The 17,261-nt window shown below is 36.0% G+C and carries 17 protein-coding genes and 1 tRNA gene; 10 read left to right on the forward strand and 8 right to left on the reverse strand.

From position 1 onward, the window contains the following. The first annotated feature begins 633 nt into the window (after positions 1 to 633). From thrS to K8344_RS13175, 5 genes are all read left to right on the forward strand, one after another. Positions 634 to 2,580: a threonine--tRNA ligase gene (gene thrS / locus K8344_RS13155; RefSeq protein ID WP_237609140.1), complete on the forward strand. Its 1,947-nt coding sequence runs from the start codon at positions 634 to 636 to the stop codon at positions 2,578 to 2,580. A gap of 58 nt (positions 2,581 to 2,638) precedes the next feature. Further along, entirely contained in the window at positions 2,639 to 3,151 is a 513-nt protein-coding gene (infC, locus tag K8344_RS13160; protein ID WP_262710122.1) for a translation initiation factor IF-3, read from the forward strand. Between the two features lie 104 nt (positions 3,152 to 3,255). Next, on the forward strand, positions 3,256 to 3,453 hold the full coding sequence (gene rpmI / locus K8344_RS13165; protein ID WP_185099648.1) for a 50S ribosomal protein L35: 198 nt from the start codon (positions 3,256 to 3,258) through the stop codon (positions 3,451 to 3,453). Positions 3,454 to 3,582: 129 nt separating this feature from the next. Then, positions 3,583 to 3,927: a 50S ribosomal protein L20 gene (rplT, locus tag K8344_RS13170; protein WP_237609141.1), complete on the forward strand. Its 345-nt coding sequence runs from the start codon at positions 3,583 to 3,585 to the stop codon at positions 3,925 to 3,927. Between the two features lie 105 nt (positions 3,928 to 4,032). Beyond that, positions 4,033 to 4,971: an OmpA family protein gene (locus tag K8344_RS13175; RefSeq protein WP_237609142.1), complete on the forward strand. Its 939-nt coding sequence runs from the start codon at positions 4,033 to 4,035 to the stop codon at positions 4,969 to 4,971. A 19-nt stretch (positions 4,972 to 4,990) separates the two neighbouring features. Here the strand turns inward: K8344_RS13175 and K8344_RS13180 are convergent, their stop codons facing one another. From K8344_RS13180 to tgt, 6 genes are all read right to left on the reverse strand, one after another. Then, positions 4,991 to 6,250, reverse strand: a complete 1,260-nt coding sequence (locus K8344_RS13180; protein WP_237609143.1) for an asparagine synthetase B — start codon at positions 6,248 to 6,250, stop codon at positions 4,991 to 4,993. A 235-nt stretch (positions 6,251 to 6,485) separates the two neighbouring features. Then, on the reverse strand, positions 6,486 to 8,039 hold the full coding sequence (gene dnaB / locus K8344_RS13185; protein ID WP_237609144.1) for a replicative DNA helicase: 1,554 nt from the start codon (positions 8,037 to 8,039) through the stop codon (positions 6,486 to 6,488). 168 nt (positions 8,040 to 8,207) lie between these two features. After that, complete coding sequence (locus K8344_RS13190) at positions 8,208 to 9,161, reverse strand: acetyl-CoA carboxylase carboxyltransferase subunit alpha (RefSeq protein ID WP_237609145.1); 954 nt, start codon at positions 9,159 to 9,161, stop codon at positions 8,208 to 8,210. Between the two features lie 52 nt (positions 9,162 to 9,213). Beyond that, the gene (locus K8344_RS13195) at positions 9,214 to 10,116 is read right to left on the reverse strand and encodes a DMT family transporter (RefSeq protein ID WP_237609146.1); all 903 of its coding nucleotides are present in this window, start codon (positions 10,114 to 10,116) and stop codon (positions 9,214 to 9,216) included. After that, positions 10,103 to 11,182, reverse strand: coding sequence for an LptF/LptG family permease (locus tag K8344_RS13200; RefSeq protein WP_237609147.1), 1,080 nt, complete (start codon positions 11,180 to 11,182; stop codon positions 10,103 to 10,105). The genes K8344_RS13195 and K8344_RS13200 overlap by 14 nt, the downstream gene beginning before the upstream one ends. Positions 11,183 to 11,185: 3 nt before the next feature. After that, on the reverse strand, positions 11,186 to 12,316 hold the full coding sequence (gene tgt, locus K8344_RS13205; protein WP_237609148.1) for a tRNA guanosine(34) transglycosylase Tgt: 1,131 nt from the start codon (positions 12,314 to 12,316) through the stop codon (positions 11,186 to 11,188). Between the two features lie 175 nt (positions 12,317 to 12,491). Between tgt and K8344_RS13210 the strand changes: the two genes are divergently transcribed. Together K8344_RS13210 and K8344_RS13215 are read left to right on the forward strand one after the other, a co-directional pair. Beyond that, on the forward strand, positions 12,492 to 13,337 hold the full coding sequence (locus K8344_RS13210; protein WP_237609149.1) for a transketolase: 846 nt from the start codon (positions 12,492 to 12,494) through the stop codon (positions 13,335 to 13,337). A 17-nt stretch (positions 13,338 to 13,354) separates the two neighbouring features. Then, positions 13,355 to 14,308: a transketolase family protein gene (locus K8344_RS13215; RefSeq protein ID WP_237609150.1), complete on the forward strand. Its 954-nt coding sequence runs from the start codon at positions 13,355 to 13,357 to the stop codon at positions 14,306 to 14,308. A 153-nt stretch (positions 14,309 to 14,461) separates the two neighbouring features. Here the strand turns inward: K8344_RS13215 and K8344_RS13220 are convergent, their stop codons facing one another. Beyond that, a complete protein-coding gene (locus tag K8344_RS13220) occupies positions 14,462 to 15,379 on the reverse strand; it encodes an FKBP-type peptidyl-prolyl cis-trans isomerase (RefSeq protein WP_237609151.1) in 918 nt (305 codons plus the stop codon). Positions 15,380 to 15,455: 76 nt separating this feature from the next. Here K8344_RS13220 and K8344_RS13225 point away from each other — a divergent pair, with 76 nt between their 5' ends. Further along, positions 15,456 to 15,839 carry an RNA-binding S4 domain-containing protein gene (locus tag K8344_RS13225; RefSeq protein WP_237609152.1) on the forward strand — a complete coding sequence of 128 codons (384 nt, stop codon included), beginning with the start codon at positions 15,456 to 15,458 and terminating at the stop codon, positions 15,837 to 15,839. Between the two features lie 26 nt (positions 15,840 to 15,865). After that, positions 15,866 to 16,369, forward strand: coding sequence for a phosphoribosyltransferase family protein (locus K8344_RS13230; protein WP_237609153.1), 504 nt, complete (start codon positions 15,866 to 15,868; stop codon positions 16,367 to 16,369). Here K8344_RS13230 and K8344_RS13235 read toward each other — a convergent pair. Then, positions 16,361 to 16,882, reverse strand: a complete 522-nt coding sequence (locus K8344_RS13235) for a shikimate kinase (RefSeq protein WP_237609154.1) — start codon at positions 16,880 to 16,882, stop codon at positions 16,361 to 16,363. The genes K8344_RS13230 and K8344_RS13235 overlap by 9 nt on opposite strands. Before the next feature lie 227 nt (positions 16,883 to 17,109). On the opposite strand from K8344_RS13235, the gene K8344_RS13240 reads away from it, so the two are divergent. Beyond that, positions 17,110 to 17,182 (forward strand) — tRNA-Lys (locus tag K8344_RS13240). Positions 17,183 to 17,261: the final 79 nt, after the last annotated feature.

Here is a 17,261-nt window from a genome sequence, read left to right on the forward strand (position 1 = left end):
TTAACCCTTGAAACAAACAATTCTGTTTCGTTAAGCGGGTGCAAATATAACTCCGTTTTTTAACCCCACAACATTAATTTAAACTTTTTTTAATGCAAGATTAATAATAATAGCTAAGCACCTGAAAAAGCAATACTTAGAATTAAAAATAAATTTCATTAACTTATACCTTAATATATATACTATAGAAAACTCTATTAAAACTAAACCCTATTAAAACCCTATTAACCCCAGTATTTACAAGTAAAATCACATTACCTAGACTTCCGAAAAACAGAACAAATAACATCAGTTTCTTATACATCATATAGCTAAATCTAAAAGATCCTCATCAACAACCAAACATTCTACTATTCTAAAACAGACAGAAAGTTGCAAAACTCACTTCGGGTATAAACCCACAATTCAGAAATTTAAGTAATCAATAGATGTTACTCATTAAACACTTCCAAACACACTATATAATGGCAAGTATTAACTTCAAAATAATGATTTGATTATACCATATATATTCCCACGCAGCAATTGGCAACGTTATATTATAATACTATTATTTTCTCATAAGAAACCACAAAACGAATATTGCAAAACGCCTAAACTAATAGTATCTTTGCAGCCTAAAATTTTCAACATATGATAGCCATTACCCTACCAGATGGAAGTGTAAAGCATTTTGAAGCAGGAGTTACTCCAATGGATGTAGCTAAAAGCATAAGTGAAGGATTTGCACGAAATGTAATTTCGGCTTCCTTTAATAAGCAAACCGTAGAAACTTCCACCCCGTTAACACAGGACGGAAACCTTGTACTATATACGTGGAAAGATGACCAAGGTAAAAAGGCGTTTTGGCATTCTACAGCACATATTCTTGCACAAGCACTAGAACAATTATACCCTGGAATCAAACTTACTATTGGTCCAGCAATTGAAAACGGCTTTTATTACGATGTAGATTTTGGAGACATAACTATTTCTGATAAAGACCTGAAAGGAATTGAAAACAAAATGCTTGAAATTGCTAGAGGCAAGCACGAATTTTCAATTCGCGAGTCTTCTAAAGCAGATGCATTAGAATACTATAAAAAACAAAACAACGAGTATAAAGTAGAGCTTATTGAAAACCTTGAGGACGGAAGTATTACTTTCTGCGATCACGATAACTTCACCGATTTATGCCGCGGGGGACACATTCCAAACACTGGAATTGTAAAAGCCATCAAACTAATGAGTATTGCAGGAGCATACTGGAGGGGTGATGAAAACAACAAACAGCTTACTCGTGTTTATGGCATTAGTTTTCCTAAACAAAAGGACTTAACTGAATACTTACAGTTACTAGAAGAAGCTAAAAAACGCGACCACAGAAAACTTGGAAAAGAATTAGAGCTTTTCACATTTTCGCAAAAGGTTGGTCAAGGTCTGCCATTATGGCTTCCAAAAGGAGCAGCTTTACGTGAAAGACTTGAGAATTTCCTAAAGAAGGCTCAGAAAAGAGCCGGTTATGAAATGGTAGTTTCACCACATATCGGTCACAAAGAATTATATATGACATCTGGTCATTATGAAAAATACGGCGCAGATAGTTTTCAACCTATACTAACCCCTCACGAAGGAGAAGAGTTTTTGCTTAAACCAATGAACTGCCCTCACCACTGTGAGATATTCAACAGCAAGCCGTGGTCTTATAAAGATTTACCTAAGCGTTTTGCAGAATTTGGAACCGTGTATCGCTATGAACAAAGTGGAGAACTTCACGGTTTAACGCGTGTAAGAGGTTTTACTCAGGATGACGCTCACATTTTCTGTACACCAGATCAACTTGATGAAGAGTTTAAAAAAGTAATCGACCTTGTACTTTACGTATTTGGCTCGTTAGGATTTGAAAACTTTACAACACAAGTATCGTTGAGAGATCCAGAAAAGCCTGAAAAATACATAGGAAGACCTGAACTTTGGAAAAAAGCAGAGCAAGCTATCATCAATGCTGTTAAAGACAAGAATCTAGATTACGTAGTCGAAGAAGGTGAAGCTGCGTTTTACGGACCTAAACTAGACTTTATGGTTAAAGATGCTTTAGGAAGAAGTTGGCAGTTAGGAACTATTCAAGTAGATTACACACTACCAGAACGTTTTGAATTAGAATACAAGGGAAGTGACAATGAAATGCACCGCCCGGTTATGATTCACCGCGCGCCTTTTGGTAGCATGGAACGATTTGTAGCAATTTTATTAGAACATACGGGTGGAAATTTCCCTCTTTGGTTAATGCCAGAACAGGTAAGTATCTTATCTTTAAGTGAAAAATATGAAAAATACTCCCAAAAAGTTTTAAATTTGCTTGAAAATGACGAAATTCGCGCCCTTGCTGATAACAGAAGTGAGACCATCGGTAAGAAAATTAGGGAGGCAGAAATGAATAAAATCCCTTATATGCTGATTGTAGGAGAACAAGAAGAAAAAGATGGTACGGTTTCTGTACGAAAGCATGGGGAAGGTGATTTAGGGACAATGTCTGTAAAAGCCTTTTCAGAATTGATTCAGAAAGAAATAAAAGAAGAATCGATAGAATTTAATGTTTAACTAAATATTTTAAGCCATAGCAATACGAAGAAAAAGAAGTAGAGGACCTGCAAGGGTAATTAAGGAAGATCAACACCGAATCAACGGAAAGATTCGTGCTGAAGAAGTACGCCTTGTTGGAGACAATGTAGAGATAGGAGTTTATCCTTTAAAAAAAGCTCGTGAAATAGCGGCAGAGCAAGAACTTGATCTAGTTGAAATATCACCAAATGCAAACCCACCTGTTTGTAAGGTAATAGACTATAAGAAGTTTGTTTACGAACAGAAGAAACGTGAGAAATCCTTAAAAGCAAAAGCATCTAAGGTTACCATTAAGGAAATTAGATTTGGACCAAACACGGATGATCACGATTACGAATTCAAAAAGAAACACGGTATTAAGTTTTTGGAGGATGGCGCTAAGTTAAAAGCTTATGTATTCTTTAAAGGCCGCTCAATTATTTATAAAGACCAAGGTGAGATTTTACTTTTGCGTCTTGCGCGTGATTTAGAAGAGTACGGGAAAGTAGAGCAAATGCCAAAGCTTGAGGGTAAGCGAATGATTATGTTCATTGCTCCTAAGAAGAAATAATCAATAACAATTAAGTATTGATTACCAACAAATGATGTAAAACTTCGGTTTTTTGAAGAAACCGAATGTAATAATAATGCGAAATAATAAATAAATAAGAAAACATGCCTAAACAAAAGACAAAATCTAGTGCTAAGAAGCGTTTTAAGCTTACAGGTACTGGTAAAATTAAAAGAAAGCATGCGTTTAAAAGCCATATCTTAACAAAGAAGAGCAAAAAACGTAAAAAAGCATTGACCAAAATGGCGCTAGTTCATGAGGCCGATGAAAATAATATTAAGCAAATGCTTCGATTGAAGTAATTAGCTTAATCGGTTAAAACAAATTATTTAAACCCTGGAGTAGTGCTTTTATAAAGAATTCAAAATTCAGCCCCGTTTGTTATCGGGATCAGAATTAAAGAATCGCCTGCTACAAAAAAAATTAAAATTATGCCAAGATCAGTAAATTCAGTTGCGAAGAGAGCCCGCAGAAAAAAGGTTCTTAAACAAGCCAAAGGTTACTTTGGAAGACGTAAAAATGTATGGACTGTTGCTAAAAACGCTGTAGATAAGGCGATGCAATACTCATACCGTGACCGTCGTGTTAAGAAGAGAAATTTTAGATCTCTTTGGATTACTCGTATCAATGCGGGTGCAAGACAGCATGGAATGTCTTATTCACAATTTATGGGAAGTTTAAAGAATAGTGGAATCGAATTAAACCGTAAGGTTTTAGCAGATTTGGCTATGAATCATCCTGAGGCTTTTGCCGCAATCGTAAAGAAAGTAAAATAAGACAATAACTATATTATTTCGTATAAAAACCGCTTCAGCAATGAAGCGGTTTTTTTATTTTACAGCTATTGTTTTATAATGTTTATCTTAGCTAAAAGCATATTAATGAAACTTTTTGTCAAGATAATTCTTCTTTTCTCCCTGTTTTCGTACACCGAAATAAATGCTCAATTAAAAACCACTTATCACGATTCTAATGGCTCCAGTGTATATATTCCTTTAGGTAAAATTTCTTTTGCTGATGAAGTTGTATCCTTTACACTCGGCAATCCAAAACCATTTAAGGAGTTTAGAGACAGTTCTCAAGCCCTTCACGAACCAAATTACACCAAATATGAAAAAGCAGATTTCGTGTCGTTAGGATGTGGAGGTGTCTTGGTGGTAAAATTCACTAACAACGGGTTTATGAACTTAGAAGGAGACGACTTGTATATTTTTGAAGTTGGACCTTCCAAAGAAACCGCTATCGTTGAAGTTTCTGCAGATGGTGAAAATTGGATTTATGCTGGTAAAACTAAAGGTGGAAAATCTTGCATCGACCTATCCGATGAGGGGATAGACAACAATACTATTTTTTATTATTTACGCTTGACAGACCTTAAAGATTTATGTAGAAGCAAAACCGCCGGTGCCGATATTGATGCTGTAGCTGCAATAAATAGCGTTGTAAAATTAGATATCGCTGCTGATGTACTTTTTGGAGTGGATAAATTTGATTTAAAAGAAACAGCCACTAAAACAATAGATTCCATTTCAAGAGTTTTAGATGAAATCCCAAGCGCTACTATTTTAATTGAAGGTCATACTGATAGTGATGGGACTGATGCGTATAATATCGAATTGTCAAAAAACCGATGTATGTCTGTTAAAGAGCGTCTAAAAGCGGCCAGTGAAAACTACGATAGATTCAATTTTGAAGTAAAGGCTTATGGAGAAAGCAAGCCACGAGTTCCAAATGATTCCCAAGAAAATAAACAACTAAATCGCAGAGTTGAAATAATGGTTCTGCCTCCTAAAGCGTATTACGAATCACTTTCAAAATAAAACTCACTAAAAAACTATATTAGGTTTTCTGTTTTTTCTTCTTTGCTGCAGGAAATAATACGTTATTTAAAATAAGTCTGTATCCAGGAGATTTAGGATGTAAGGCTAATTCGGTAGGTGCATCCCCTACTCTATGTTGATAATCTTCGGGATCGTGACCTCCAAAAAAAGTAAAGAACCCCTTTCCTTTTATTCCGTGTATATAACGCGCTTCCCCATTCGATTTATTTTCACCCATTACAAGTACGTTAGATTTAATTTGATCTCTTGCAAAAGACGTAGTTTGCCCCATAAATCCTTTCACTAAAGAGGTGTGGTTTTGACAGAGCATGGTTGGGATTGGATCCCACTTTGCTGAATAATCCATAAGGGAGAAATAATCTGTTTCCTTTTTAACCTTGCGTTTGGTAGTCATATCAATACTAGAAAACTCATAAACCATAGGGCTTCGCTCTAATACAAAATCGGTAAAAGCAAAGGTCTTACTATAATCAATTTTACTCTGATATCCTGGTTCGCTCGGATCCCCATCAAACATAGGCTCACAAATATCTACACCTTCAGCAGAAAGTGCTATATCAAAACTATCAGTAGCGCTACACATTGCAAACATAAACCCGCCACCTATAACGTAATCTCTAATTTTTTTAGCGACAGCTAGTTTTTGTTCAGACACCTTATTGTAGCCTAATTTTGCAGCGAGCTCTTCGGCTTTTCTCTTTTCTTTTATATACCAAGGAGCAGAACGATACGCCCTATAAAACTTTCCATATTGCCCCGTAAAATCTTCGTGGTGTAAATGCAGCCAATCGTAAAGTATCAATTGGTCGCTTAAAACCTCTTCGTCATAGACAGTGGTATAAGGTATTTCGGCATAAGTAAGCACCATAGTTACTGCATCATCCCAAGGTAAATTCCCTTTTGGGGTATAAACTGCAATTTTTGGAGCTTTCTCAAGGACCACAGCATCCATGTTTTTTGAAGGGCTGCTAATATCAAGCAGAATTTGTTCTGTTTTACTGTCGGATAACACCTCATAAGAAACCCCTCTAATCTGACATTCTTTTTGAGTTTCTGCAGTATCGGGAAGTAAAAAAGATCCTCCTCTATAGTTTAGTAACCACTTTACTTTTTGTTGTTTTTCGAGTACCCAATAGGTAATTCCATAGGCTTTTAGGTGTTCTTTCTGACTTTCGGCATCCATAGGAATAAGGATATAAGATGCAAAAGCATTTAAAGAAAATAAAAACAGAAACAGAAAGGAGATTTTTTTGATCATAGCTCAAATATAGTAACAAATTTTAAGCCAGAACGTTGATAAAATATAATATCGTTTAGTTTCAAGAAAGAAGTTTTATGTCTAAAAAATTGAATTTCAGACTAAGTAACTATCTTTTTACTATTCGTAATCTATGAAAGTCAAAGGATGAATATTAATTAAACACCAAAAAAAAGGATGGAACATAAATTGCGTTCCATCCTTTTTTCTTTATTGAAAAGTTTTCTACTAAGTCTTAAAAAGGAACGTCATTATCTTCTAAGGAAGAAAAGTCATCGTTCATCGAACTTCCAAAAGCTTCATTTGGCGATGGAAGGTTTTGCGGATTAAAACTATCGTCATTTGCTGCATCGTTCATTCTTGAATGAATTTCTGTAGGCGTGATAAACGACTCTAGGTTCTCAAATTTACCTAGATTTCCTACGAACTTAAGACGAATTTCATCTAAACCACCGTTACGGTGCTTAGCTACGATAAATTCGGCCTGTCCTGCAGTTGGTGAATGCTCATCGTCATCCCATTCGTCAATTTTGTAATATTCTGGACGATAGATAAAAGATACAATATCGGCATCCTGCTCAATCGCTCCAGATTCACGTAGATCGGAAAGTAAGGGACGTTTACTACCTCCACGAGTTTCAACAGCACGAGATAGCTGAGAAAGTGCAATTACAGGAACGTTCAATTCCTTAGCCAGTGCTTTCAGGTTACGAGAAATTGTTGAAATTTCCTGCTCACGATTCCCTCCTTTTTGAGTTCCCCCGGCAGTCATTAATTGCAAGTAATCTATTATTATAAGTTTAATTCCGTGTTGGGATGAAAGTCTTCTAGCCTTTGCACGTAAATCGAAAATAGATAGTGATGGCGTATCATCAATAAATAGCGGTGCCTTCTCTAAACCTTTTACTTTTACGTTAAGCTGTTCCCATTCGTGTTTTTCAAGATTTCCTGTTCTTAGTTTTTCTGAACTCAGTTGTGTTTCAGATGAGATAAGTCTTGTGATAAGCTGTACAGACGACATTTCCAGCGAGAAAAATGCAACAGGAATATTGTGTTCAACGGCCATATTTCGTGCCATAGAAAGCGTTAGTGCCGTTTTACCCATACCAGGACGAGCTGCAATAATAATTAAATCACTAGGCTGCCAACCCGATGTAAGTTCATCAACTTTAGCAAAGCCAGAAGGTACACCCGAGAGTCCTTCTTTATTTGCTATTTCTTCAATTCGTTTTTTAGCTTGTATTACAAGGCTCTGAGCCGTTTCGGAAGAACGCTTAATATTACCTTGAGTTACTTCGTATAATTTTGCTTCTGCAGTATCTAAAAGATCAAAAACATCTGTACTCTCGTCGTATGATTCTTCAATAATTTCATTTGAAATTTTAATCAAACTTCGCTGAATATATTTCTGAAGAATAATGCGTGCGTGAAACTCAATGTGCGCCGAAGAAGATACTTTTTGAGTTAGTTGAATGAGGTAATATTCGCCTCCAATCAATTCTATTTTTCCATTCTTCTTAAGTTGGCTAGAAACGGTTAATAAGTCGACTGGTTGACTGTCTTCAAACAGTTCATATATAGCTTCAAAGATGAATTGGTGTGCTTGTTTGTAAAAAACATCTGCGTGAAGAATATCAATAACCTCATCGACTCCTTTTTTATCAATCATCAACGCCCCAAGCACAACCTCCTCTAAATCAACGGCTTGTGGCGGTATCTTCCCTTTTTCAAGAGAAATTACTTGAGCAGATCGTTTTGAAAATTTAGTTTGAGATTTGATTTGTTCCATTATGCGAATGTAAATAAAATGTTAAGAGAAAGGATTGGTTTTATAAGGTACGATATTAACTGTTCATCAACAATTTAACTGTTGAAAACTATGTTTTGTTGTTGATAACCCGTAAAAAAATCCGAAGATTGCACTTCGGATTTACGGTATGCTAAGCTATAGTTAGTTTTAACTTTTAAACTCACCCATTTCTAAATATTTATCCATTCTCTTTTTTACCAAATCGGTTGGGGATAACATTTTTAATCCATCGTAAGTCTTAACAATTGCTTTAGAAACGGTTTTAAAAGTCTCTGTTCGGTTGCTATGTGCGCCCCCTAAAGGTTCCTTAACAATTTCATCGATAAGCTTTAATTTTTTCATGTCTTTGGCGGTAAGTTTTAAAGCATCTGCTGCTTGTTCTTTAAACTCCCAGCTTCTCCATAAAATAGAAGAACAACTCTCTGGAGATATAACAGAGTACCAAGTGTTTTCGAGCATTAATACTTTATCACCTACTCCTATTCCTAAGGCACCACCACTAGCACCTTCACCTATAATAATTACGATGATTGGCACTTTTAGGCGTGTCATTTCTAAAATGTTTCTAGCAATTGCTTCTCCTTGACCTCTTTCTTCAGCTTCAAGTCCTGGAAATGCTCCTGGAGTATCTACAAAACAAACTACAGGTACATTAAACTTTTCGGCCGACTTCATAAGGCGTAAAGCTTTTCTGTATCCTTCAGGATTGGCCATCCCAAAGTTTCTATATTGACGTGTTTTGGTGTTGTAACCCTTTTGCTGACCCACAAACATAAAACTTTGGTCGCCTACTTTTCCCAAGCCACCTACCATTGCTTTGTCATCTTTAAAACTACGATCACCATGAAGCTCTAAAAATGTATCACCACAAATAGCATTTATATAATCCATTGTATATGGACGATCTGGATGACGAGAAAGTTGAACACGCTGCCAAGGCGTAAGGTTTTTATATATTTCTTTCTTAGTATCCTTTAATTTCTTTTCAATCTGTTTGCAAGTATTGGATACGTCTACTTCGCTCTCTTCTCCAATAAGACAGGCTTTTTCATACTGCTCTTGCAATTCTTTAATAGGGAGTTCAAAATCAAGATATTCCATAATATATTTCCTTCTTTTTATAAAGGTTGGTGTACAAAGATAAAATTTTGTTTTAGAGGTTAGACAATCTTCGTCTTTTTCTTTCTTGTGTTATTTTAATGATGCCATTTGCAACTACTGTAACTAAGATAATTAAAGCTCCATAATAAAACTGAGGGCTCATATTTTCTGAATCACCTAAAATAATAAGCGCTAAAATAATACCGTATACAGGTTCCATATTAATGCTAAGCATAACCGTATAAGGACTTATCCATTTCATTACGTGTACCGACGCAATAAAAGCATACGCTGTACACACTGAAGCTAAAATTAAAAGGTACATCCAATCGTGGGCAGATACCTTGAAAAAATCGGCTGTAAAACTTCCTGAAAAAGCCAAATAAATTGTTATCCCTAAAACGCCGAACATCAACTCATAGAATGAAATAGCCGATGCTTTGTGTTTTAGTACAAATTTCCCATTAATAACCGAAAACAAGGCACTTAGAAATGCTGATATTAGCGCCAATACAATTCCTAGGGTATAGGAAGCTTCCACATCGAATATAACATAAAGTCCTGCTACTACTACCAACCCGAATAATACTTCGTATAAAATCACTTTTCTACCGTAAATTAACGGTTCTAAGATTGATGTAAAAAAAGCTCCAGTTGAAAGCACAGCAAGCGTTACCGATACATTCGATTCCTTTATCGCACCAAAAAAAGTAAGCCAATGCAAGGCTATTATAATACCTCCGAGTGCAAAGCCCGAGAGTGTTTTTAAGGAGAAGTTGAGTTTTTCTTTTTTAAACTTCAGAAAAGCAAAAATTATTATTGTAGCTAATAACATTCTGTACCATACTAATGGTATTGCTTCTAAGGAAATTAAAGCCCCTAATACAGCGGTAAATCCCCATATAAATATTATAAAATGAAGATGGAGATAATTAAGTAGCTTATCGTTTCGCATTTCTCAACAGATAAATGGCCAATATTGCAAATACAAAGTTTGGAAACCAAGTGGCGACTAAAGGAGAGAAGTCACTTTGTTCGGCCATAGTACCAAACACCTTATCGAAAAAAACAAATATCATCCCGATACTAATTCCAATTGCGAGGTTGAGTCCCATTCCACCACGTCTTTTTACAGAGGAAACTGCTACGGCAATAATGGTTAGGATATAAGCTGAAACTGGTAAACTCCAACGTTTGTACCGCACTACTTCATATCGATTAATGTAGGAAGAGCCACGTGCTTTTTCCTTCTCTATAAAGTCGTTTAGCTCGAAGAAATTAAGTGTTTCTGCTATATAAGTTACAGGCGTTAAATCTTCCATAGTAAAAGCGAAAACTGTATCTAATTTATGTTCAGTTTGCAGAATGTCTTCATTTTCTCCTATTATGCGTTTTCGGTAGTTAAACAGGGAATAAGTACTATCTTCTTCGTTGTACTTAATTTGTCCAGCCGAGATTTTGTAGGTCATTTTATTCCCTTCAAAATGCTCTAAGGTGAAGTTACTACCAATCTTTTCAGCAACATTAAAGTAGCTTACATAGATGTATTCGTTCTTGTTTATTTGTGTGTAAACATTGCTTTGATCTCGATCTTTTCTTCCCTTCTTCAAGTATTCATAAGAAAACTCATTGAAGCCTTTACTCGCTTTTGGCGCTAGGTACATACTAAACCCCAAGGCAGCGATACAAACGATTGTCGCACCAATTAAATAAGGCCTAAGAAATCTAGAATACGAAACTCCACTACTTAAAAAAGCAATAACCTCGGTATTATTCGCAAGTTTTGAGGTAAACCAAATTACTGAAAGGAATAGAAATAGCGGAAAAAGTAAATTGGCAAAATAGATTGTAAAGTTATAGAGATAGATTAAAACCTCCATTAAAGGCACTTCATTCTCTAGAATTTTGTCAATTTTTTCAGCGAGATGGACTGCAATACCGATAGGGATAAATAGCAATAAAAGGAGCGTAAAAGTGCCCAAATATCTTTTAAGTATGTATTTATCCAGTATGCTAAGCATTGTTTAGAGTCTTTGAGCTAGTTTTTTAACCATCCCGTTTTTCCAATCGGCAAATGTCCCCGCTAAGATATGTTTTCTGGCTTCGCGAACCAACCACAGGTAGAATCCAAGGTTGTGGATAGTTGCAATTTGTCGACCTAACATTTCATTTACAGTGAATAAATGACGGAGATATGCCTTGCTATATTCAGTATCAACCCATGTAATTCCCATTGGGTCTACCGCTGAAAGATCGGCTTCCCATTTTTTGTTTTTGATATTTATTATTCCTTCAGAAGTAAAAAGCATTCCATTACGGCCATTTCTTGTAGGCATAACACAATCGAACATATCGATTCCAAGGGCGATATTTTCTAATATATTTACTGGCGTACCTACTCCCATAAGGTAACGAGGTTTATCTTTTGGAAGAATATCCGTGACGATTTCGGTCATTTCGTACATTTCTTCTGCAGGTTCTCCCACCGAAAGACCACCAATAGCATTACCTTCTGCTCCAACTGAAGCAATATATTCCGCCGATTGTTTTCGTAAATCTTTGTAGGTACTCCCTTGTACTATCGGGAAAAACGTTTGGTCGTAATCGTATTTTAAGGGTGTTTTATCTAAGTGTTTTATACATCTATCCAACCAACGATGCGTCATATGCATTGAGCGTTTGGCATAGTTATAATCGCAAGGATATGGCGCACATTCATCAAAAGCCATTATGATATCGGCCCCAATAGTACGTTGAATTTCCATCACGTTTTCAGGAGTAAAAAAATGATAGCTCCCGTCTATATGACTTTTAAACTTAACCCCTTCTTCTTTAATTTTTCTATTTGCTGAAAGCGAATACACTTGATACCCTCCACTATCGGTTAAGATATTTCGGTCCCAGTTCATAAATTTATGAAGTCCGCCTGCTTTTTCAAGAATTGGCATTTGTGGACGTAAGTACAAGTGATAGGTATTACCAAGAATAATATCGGGGTTTATATCTTCCTTAAGTTCACGTTGATGCACCCCTTTTACAGTACCCACGGTACCAACAGGCATAAAGATTGGCGTTTTAATAACGCCGTGATCTGTAGTAATAGTTCCAGCTCTTGCGCTGCTTTGTGTATCTGTGGCTTCTAATTTAAACTGCATTCAGCTATTTTTATTGAGGATGCAAAGATAACTTTATAATTCTGAAATCGGGATTTTGAATTCAGTTTTGAATGGCATGTTAACAAAACTGCTAAATCGTTAATAAAAGGTTATATTACTATTTTGCTTCCCTTATTATATAGGTTACTTTTGAAGCTGAAAATTAAACTATGTTATGGCAGATTACAAAGCACTTGAAGATTTAGTAATTCAGGTACGAAGAGATATTCTTCGACAGGTACACAAAGTAAATTCGGGACATCCGGGAGGTTCATTAGGGTGTGCAGAATTTTTTGTTGCACTTTACAACGAATTAATGGATCACAACAATGATTTTTCTATGGTCGGCGAAAACGAAGATATCTTCTTCCTTTCAAACGGACATATCTCTCCAGTTTTTTATAGTGTTTTAGCGCGTTCTGGGTATTTCCCAGTAGAAGAACTAAACACTTTCCGCCTTTTAAACTCTCGTTTACAAGGTCACCCAACTACTCACGAAGGGTTGCCAGGTGTTCGTATGGCTTCTGGCTCTTTAGGCCAAGGGATTTCAGTTTCTATTGGTGCTGCTCAAACTAAAAAGTTGAATAACGACAATCACCTTGTTTACACGCTTTGCGGTGACGGTGAGTTACAAGAAGGTCAGAACTGGGAAGCAATTATGTACGCTGCAGGAAATAAAGTGGACAACCTAATAGTTACTATCGATTTAAACGGACAACAAATTGACGGTTCTACAGAAAATGTACTTCCTTTAGGAAATATGAAAGCTAAGTTTGAAGCATTTGGCTGGGATGTAATGGATATTGAAGAAGGAAACAACATTGAAGCTGTTATAACTGGAATGAAAAAAGCCAAAGAAAAAACTGGGAAAGGAAAACCAGTATGTGTGCTTTTACATACAGTAATGGGTAATGGTGTAGATTTTATGATGCACACTCACGATTGGCACGGGAAAGCGCCAAACGACGAGCAGTTAGAAAATGCACTTTCACAGAATCCTGAAACTTTAGGAGACTATTAAAATTGAAAAAAATCGAGATGAAAAAATATACAGATTCAGGCAAAAAAGATACACGATCAGGTTTTGGTGACGGACTTACCGAGCTTGGAAAGAAAAACAAGGACGTAGTTGCGCTTTGTGCAGATCTTACAGGTTCACTTAAAATGGATGAATTTAAAAAAAATCATCCTGAACGTTTCTTCCAAATAGGAATTGCTGAAGCTAATATGATAGGAATTGCAGCCGGGATGACAATTGGAGGTAAGATACCTTTCACTGGAACTTTTGCTAACTTTTCTACAGGAAGGGTTTACGATCAAATCCGTCAAAGCGTTGCCTACAGTGGTAAAAACGTAAAAATTTGTGCTTCACATGCAGGAATTACTTTAGGAGAAGATGGGGCAACACACCAAATTTTAGAAGATATTGGTTTAATGAAAATGCTCCCAGGAATGACTGTAATTAACACATGCGATTACAATCAGACCAAAGCTGCTACCATTGCAGTTGTGGAGCATGAAGGACCTGTTTACCTTCGTTTTGGAAGACCAAAAGTGGCCAACTTTACTCCAGCCGATCAAAAGTTTGAAATCGGGAAAGCTGTTCAGCTTCAGGAAGGAACTGATGTGACAATTGTTGCTACAGGCCATTTAGTATGGGAAGCTTTACAAGCGGCGGAAACCTTACACGAAAATGGGATATCTGCCGATGTAATAAACATTCACACCATCAAGCCTTTGGACGACGAAGCAATATTAAAAAGCGTTAAGAAAACAGGCTGTGTAGTTACCGCAGAAGAACACAACTACCTTGGTGGATTAGGAGAAAGTGTTGCAAGAGTTCTTTCAACTCAGCATCCAGCACCACAAGAGTTTGTTGCTACTCAAGACACCTTTGGGGAGTCGGGAACGCCAGAACAACTAATGGCTAAATACGGCTTAAATGCTTCAGCAATTGTTGCTGCGGCTAAAAATGTAATTGCTAGAAAATAGCAGTCGATACGATACAATCAGAAACAAAAAATCCCCACTTCCTTAGAGTGGGGATTTTTTTATATGTAATTGTCGTTAGAAAAAGATATGAAACTTGATGTTACATATAGAAGCTATAAGCATCTATTCTCTTTGTCTAAACAATTTGTTATTTTAGACTGTTGGATCTAAATAATCTGGAATTCCGTTCCCATTTGTATCAGGGAAAAAGATTTCACCGTCAATAATTTCGATTTCGTACTCTGTAAGTCTACCGTCGCCGTCATCGTCATTATCTAGATAATTTGGAACTCCGTTGTCGTCGGTATCGTCATCAGTAAGAATCTGATTGTTGTTTAAGTCTTCCATGTACGAAGGGATTCCATCGTTATCGTGGTCTGCTACTTCAGAAGCAAATAATTCGAATGAAAAAATTAATTGCTCATATGGAAGTAAATCTCCCGCTGGCGGATATTGATAGTACCCTAATCCAGAAGGTACAAACACAGCTCCAATACCATAGTCTTCAAAAGAAAGCGTTCCGTCGGGGTTTGAAATTACATTTCCAGCACCTTTAAACTCGATGATAGCTTGTTGTAAACCTCTAATAATTCCAGGACTACTTGGACCATCTACCAGGCTAAAACGCACAGGAATTACCGAGTTATCAAACAATTCAAGATTTAAAAACCTTCCATCGTAAGTATTGATTGTATAATCTGAGAAGTTTGGTCGCTCCCCTTCTCCTTCACGAACTTTTAAATAGTATAATTTATACTTTACGTCCATATCCACAGCATCAATAACTTCCTTATATGAAACCTGTTCAATTAAAGGCGTTTTTGAAGCGTTTTCACCAGCGATAGTATCAAAAACTAATTTGAAGTTTTCTGGATCGGCTTGAAAGTCTTCGTAGTTATAAAAGTGTGTTTCTAAAAACTCTTCAATTTCAGCTTGTGCTCTTATAGCTTCCGCTCCACGTTCTCTTGGCGGAATTGGCTCTGGGCCATCGTCTTCATCCTTTTTACAAGAAATAGTAATAGTTAGCATTGCAATTAAAATTGCAAGTCCGTATTTTATTTTTGTCATCATCTCAATTTTGTGGGCGCAAGATACAATTTTCCCCTATTTTTGTATATCATATTAACGTTGTTTTTAGGATAAATGTATGCGGATTGATAAGTATTTATGGTGTGTTCGGTATTTAAAAACCAGAAACATGGCTACTCAGGCTTGTAAAAAAGGAGCTGTACGTGTAAATGGGGATATAGTAAAACCCTCTCGGGATGTTTATCCAGGAGATGTTATTACGCTACGAAAAAATCAGATAAACTATCAAATTGAAGTGTTAGATTTACCGCCAAGTCGCGTTGGGGCTAAACTTGTAGGACTTTACAGAAACGATATTACTCCAAAAGAAGCTTTTGAAACAAATGAATTACTTCAATATGCTAAGAGTTATTACCGAAAAAAAGGCGTAGGAAGGCCAACCAAAAAAGACAGAAGAGATTTAGATGATTTTATAGAATCCCCAGAGGACGAAATAGAATAGTTACAATTTTGAAAAACACATAGTAGATGCAAGAAATAGATACAATTATTTTGGATAAGAAGCAAATTGCTCACAAAATAAAAAGAATAGCATATCAAGTATATGAAACTAATGTAAATGAAAAAGAAGTGGTGATTGCTGGAATTATAGGCAATGGGTATGTACTTGCAAAAAAGATAAAAACCGAATTAGAAAAAATCTCTCCTATAAAAGTAATTTTATGCGAAGTGAAAATCGATAAGAAGAATCCTATTTCGAAGATTGAAACTTCGTTAAAGCCAGAAGAATACAAAAACAAATCACTTTTACTAGTTGATGATGTATTACACTCCGGTACAACATTAATTTACGGGATAAAACATTTTTTAGAAGTGCCCTTGAAGCAATTTAAAACATCGGTACTAGTAGATAGAAACCACAAAAAGTACCCTGTAAAAGCAGATTTTAAAGGGATTTCGCTTTCAACGTCTTTAAATGAAAATGTTTCAGTGATATTTGAAAAGAATAACGACAGAGCTGTTTTAGAATAAGGTTGAAGTTATTTCTTTAACCACTTCATCTATACTTTTATCTTCAACCTCAACTATTTTATTGGCCTGATTGTAGTAGTACACTCTTTCAAAAAGGTGTTTACGAATAAAATCGTTTAGCAACTCTTTTGTTTCGAGGTGAGATAATAATGGGCGACTATCTTTTTCAAAAAACAAACGCTCAGTAAGCACTTCTAACGGCACTTTTAGGTAAACCGATGTTACATTATCTCGATTGGTAAGAACTGTAATAGAGTCGGCGTAACAAGGCGTACCTCCGCCAGTTGCTAAAACAAAGCTTTCATCTAGGGCTAGGATCTCTTTTAGGATAGCATTTTCAATTTTTCTGAAATATATTTCTCCTCTGCTTGAAAATATTTCGGATACAGTAGTTCCTTCTCTATTTTCGATTTCAGTATCCAAATCTTTAAAAGGAAGATTTAAAACTTCTGCTAGTTTTTTACCAATTGCAGATTTTCCACTTCCCATATATCCTATTAAAACAATTTTCATTTGCCTTTAAAATTAAATTATTAGCATTTTCAAGCGGGAAAACCGCTTATATTTTAGATAATTCCCTTTGTTTTGACAAAATTAGAATAAAAAATGCATTCGTGACCTACTGAAATTCAGGCAATTTAAAATTAATTTAAAATTTTATTCAATTTCGTTTTGAAAGTATAAATTAATGATAGTATATTTGCACCCGCCTACCGAAAGAAAGGCAACAACAAAAGGACGACTTGGTAGCTCAGTTGGTAGAGCACCTCCCTTTTAAGGAGGTGGTCCTGGGTTCGAGCCCCAGCCAAGTCACAAATTGAAAAAGAAATCTCGATATAAAGTCGGGATTTTTTTTGTTTAGACAAATATCATTTAGGCGAGAAGTTTATCC

Source organism: Aequorivita xiaoshiensis, assembly GCF_022008395.1.
GTDB classification, from domain to species: Bacteria; Bacteroidota; Bacteroidia; order Flavobacteriales; family Flavobacteriaceae; genus Aequorivita; species Aequorivita xiaoshiensis.

Excerpts from the sequence above, each read along its gene's own strand:
- K8344_RS13230 (WP_237609153.1), top strand. The coding sequence starts at position 15,866 with ATGCAAGAAATAGATACAATTATTTTGGATAAGAAGCAAATTGCTCAC.
- K8344_RS13215 (WP_237609150.1), top strand. The coding sequence starts at position 13,355 with ATGAAAAAATATACAGATTCAGGCAAAAAAGATACACGATCAGGTTTT.
- K8344_RS13225 (WP_237609152.1), top strand. The coding sequence starts at position 15,456 with ATGCGGATTGATAAGTATTTATGGTGTGTTCGGTATTTAAAAACCAGA.
- K8344_RS13220 (WP_237609151.1), bottom strand. The coding sequence starts at position 15,379 with ATGATGACAAAAATAAAATACGGACTTGCAATTTTAATTGCAATGCTA.
- K8344_RS13235 (WP_237609154.1), bottom strand. The coding sequence starts at position 16,882 with ATGAAAATTGTTTTAATAGGATATATGGGAAGTGGAAAATCTGCAATT.
- tgt (WP_237609148.1), bottom strand. The coding sequence starts at position 12,316 with ATGCAGTTTAAATTAGAAGCCACAGATACACAAAGCAGCGCAAGAGCT.
- K8344_RS13200 (WP_237609147.1), bottom strand. The coding sequence starts at position 11,182 with ATGCTTAGCATACTGGATAAATACATACTTAAAAGATATTTGGGCACT.
- rplT (WP_237609141.1), top strand. The coding sequence starts at position 3,583 with ATGCCAAGATCAGTAAATTCAGTTGCGAAGAGAGCCCGCAGAAAAAAG.
- K8344_RS13180 (WP_237609143.1), bottom strand. The coding sequence starts at position 6,250 with ATGATCAAAAAAATCTCCTTTCTGTTTCTGTTTTTATTTTCTTTAAAT.
- K8344_RS13210 (WP_237609149.1), top strand. The coding sequence starts at position 12,492 with ATGGCAGATTACAAAGCACTTGAAGATTTAGTAATTCAGGTACGAAGA.
- K8344_RS13190 (WP_237609145.1), bottom strand. The coding sequence starts at position 9,161 with ATGGAATATCTTGATTTTGAACTCCCTATTAAAGAATTGCAAGAGCAG.
- K8344_RS13175 (WP_237609142.1), top strand. The coding sequence starts at position 4,033 with ATGAAACTTTTTGTCAAGATAATTCTTCTTTTCTCCCTGTTTTCGTAC.
- K8344_RS13195 (WP_237609146.1), bottom strand. The coding sequence starts at position 10,116 with ATGCGAAACGATAAGCTACTTAATTATCTCCATCTTCATTTTATAATA.
- dnaB (WP_237609144.1), bottom strand. The coding sequence starts at position 8,039 with ATGGAACAAATCAAATCTCAAACTAAATTTTCAAAACGATCTGCTCAA.
- rpmI (WP_185099648.1), top strand. The coding sequence starts at position 3,256 with ATGCCTAAACAAAAGACAAAATCTAGTGCTAAGAAGCGTTTTAAGCTT.
- thrS (WP_237609140.1), top strand. The coding sequence starts at position 634 with ATGATAGCCATTACCCTACCAGATGGAAGTGTAAAGCATTTTGAAGCA.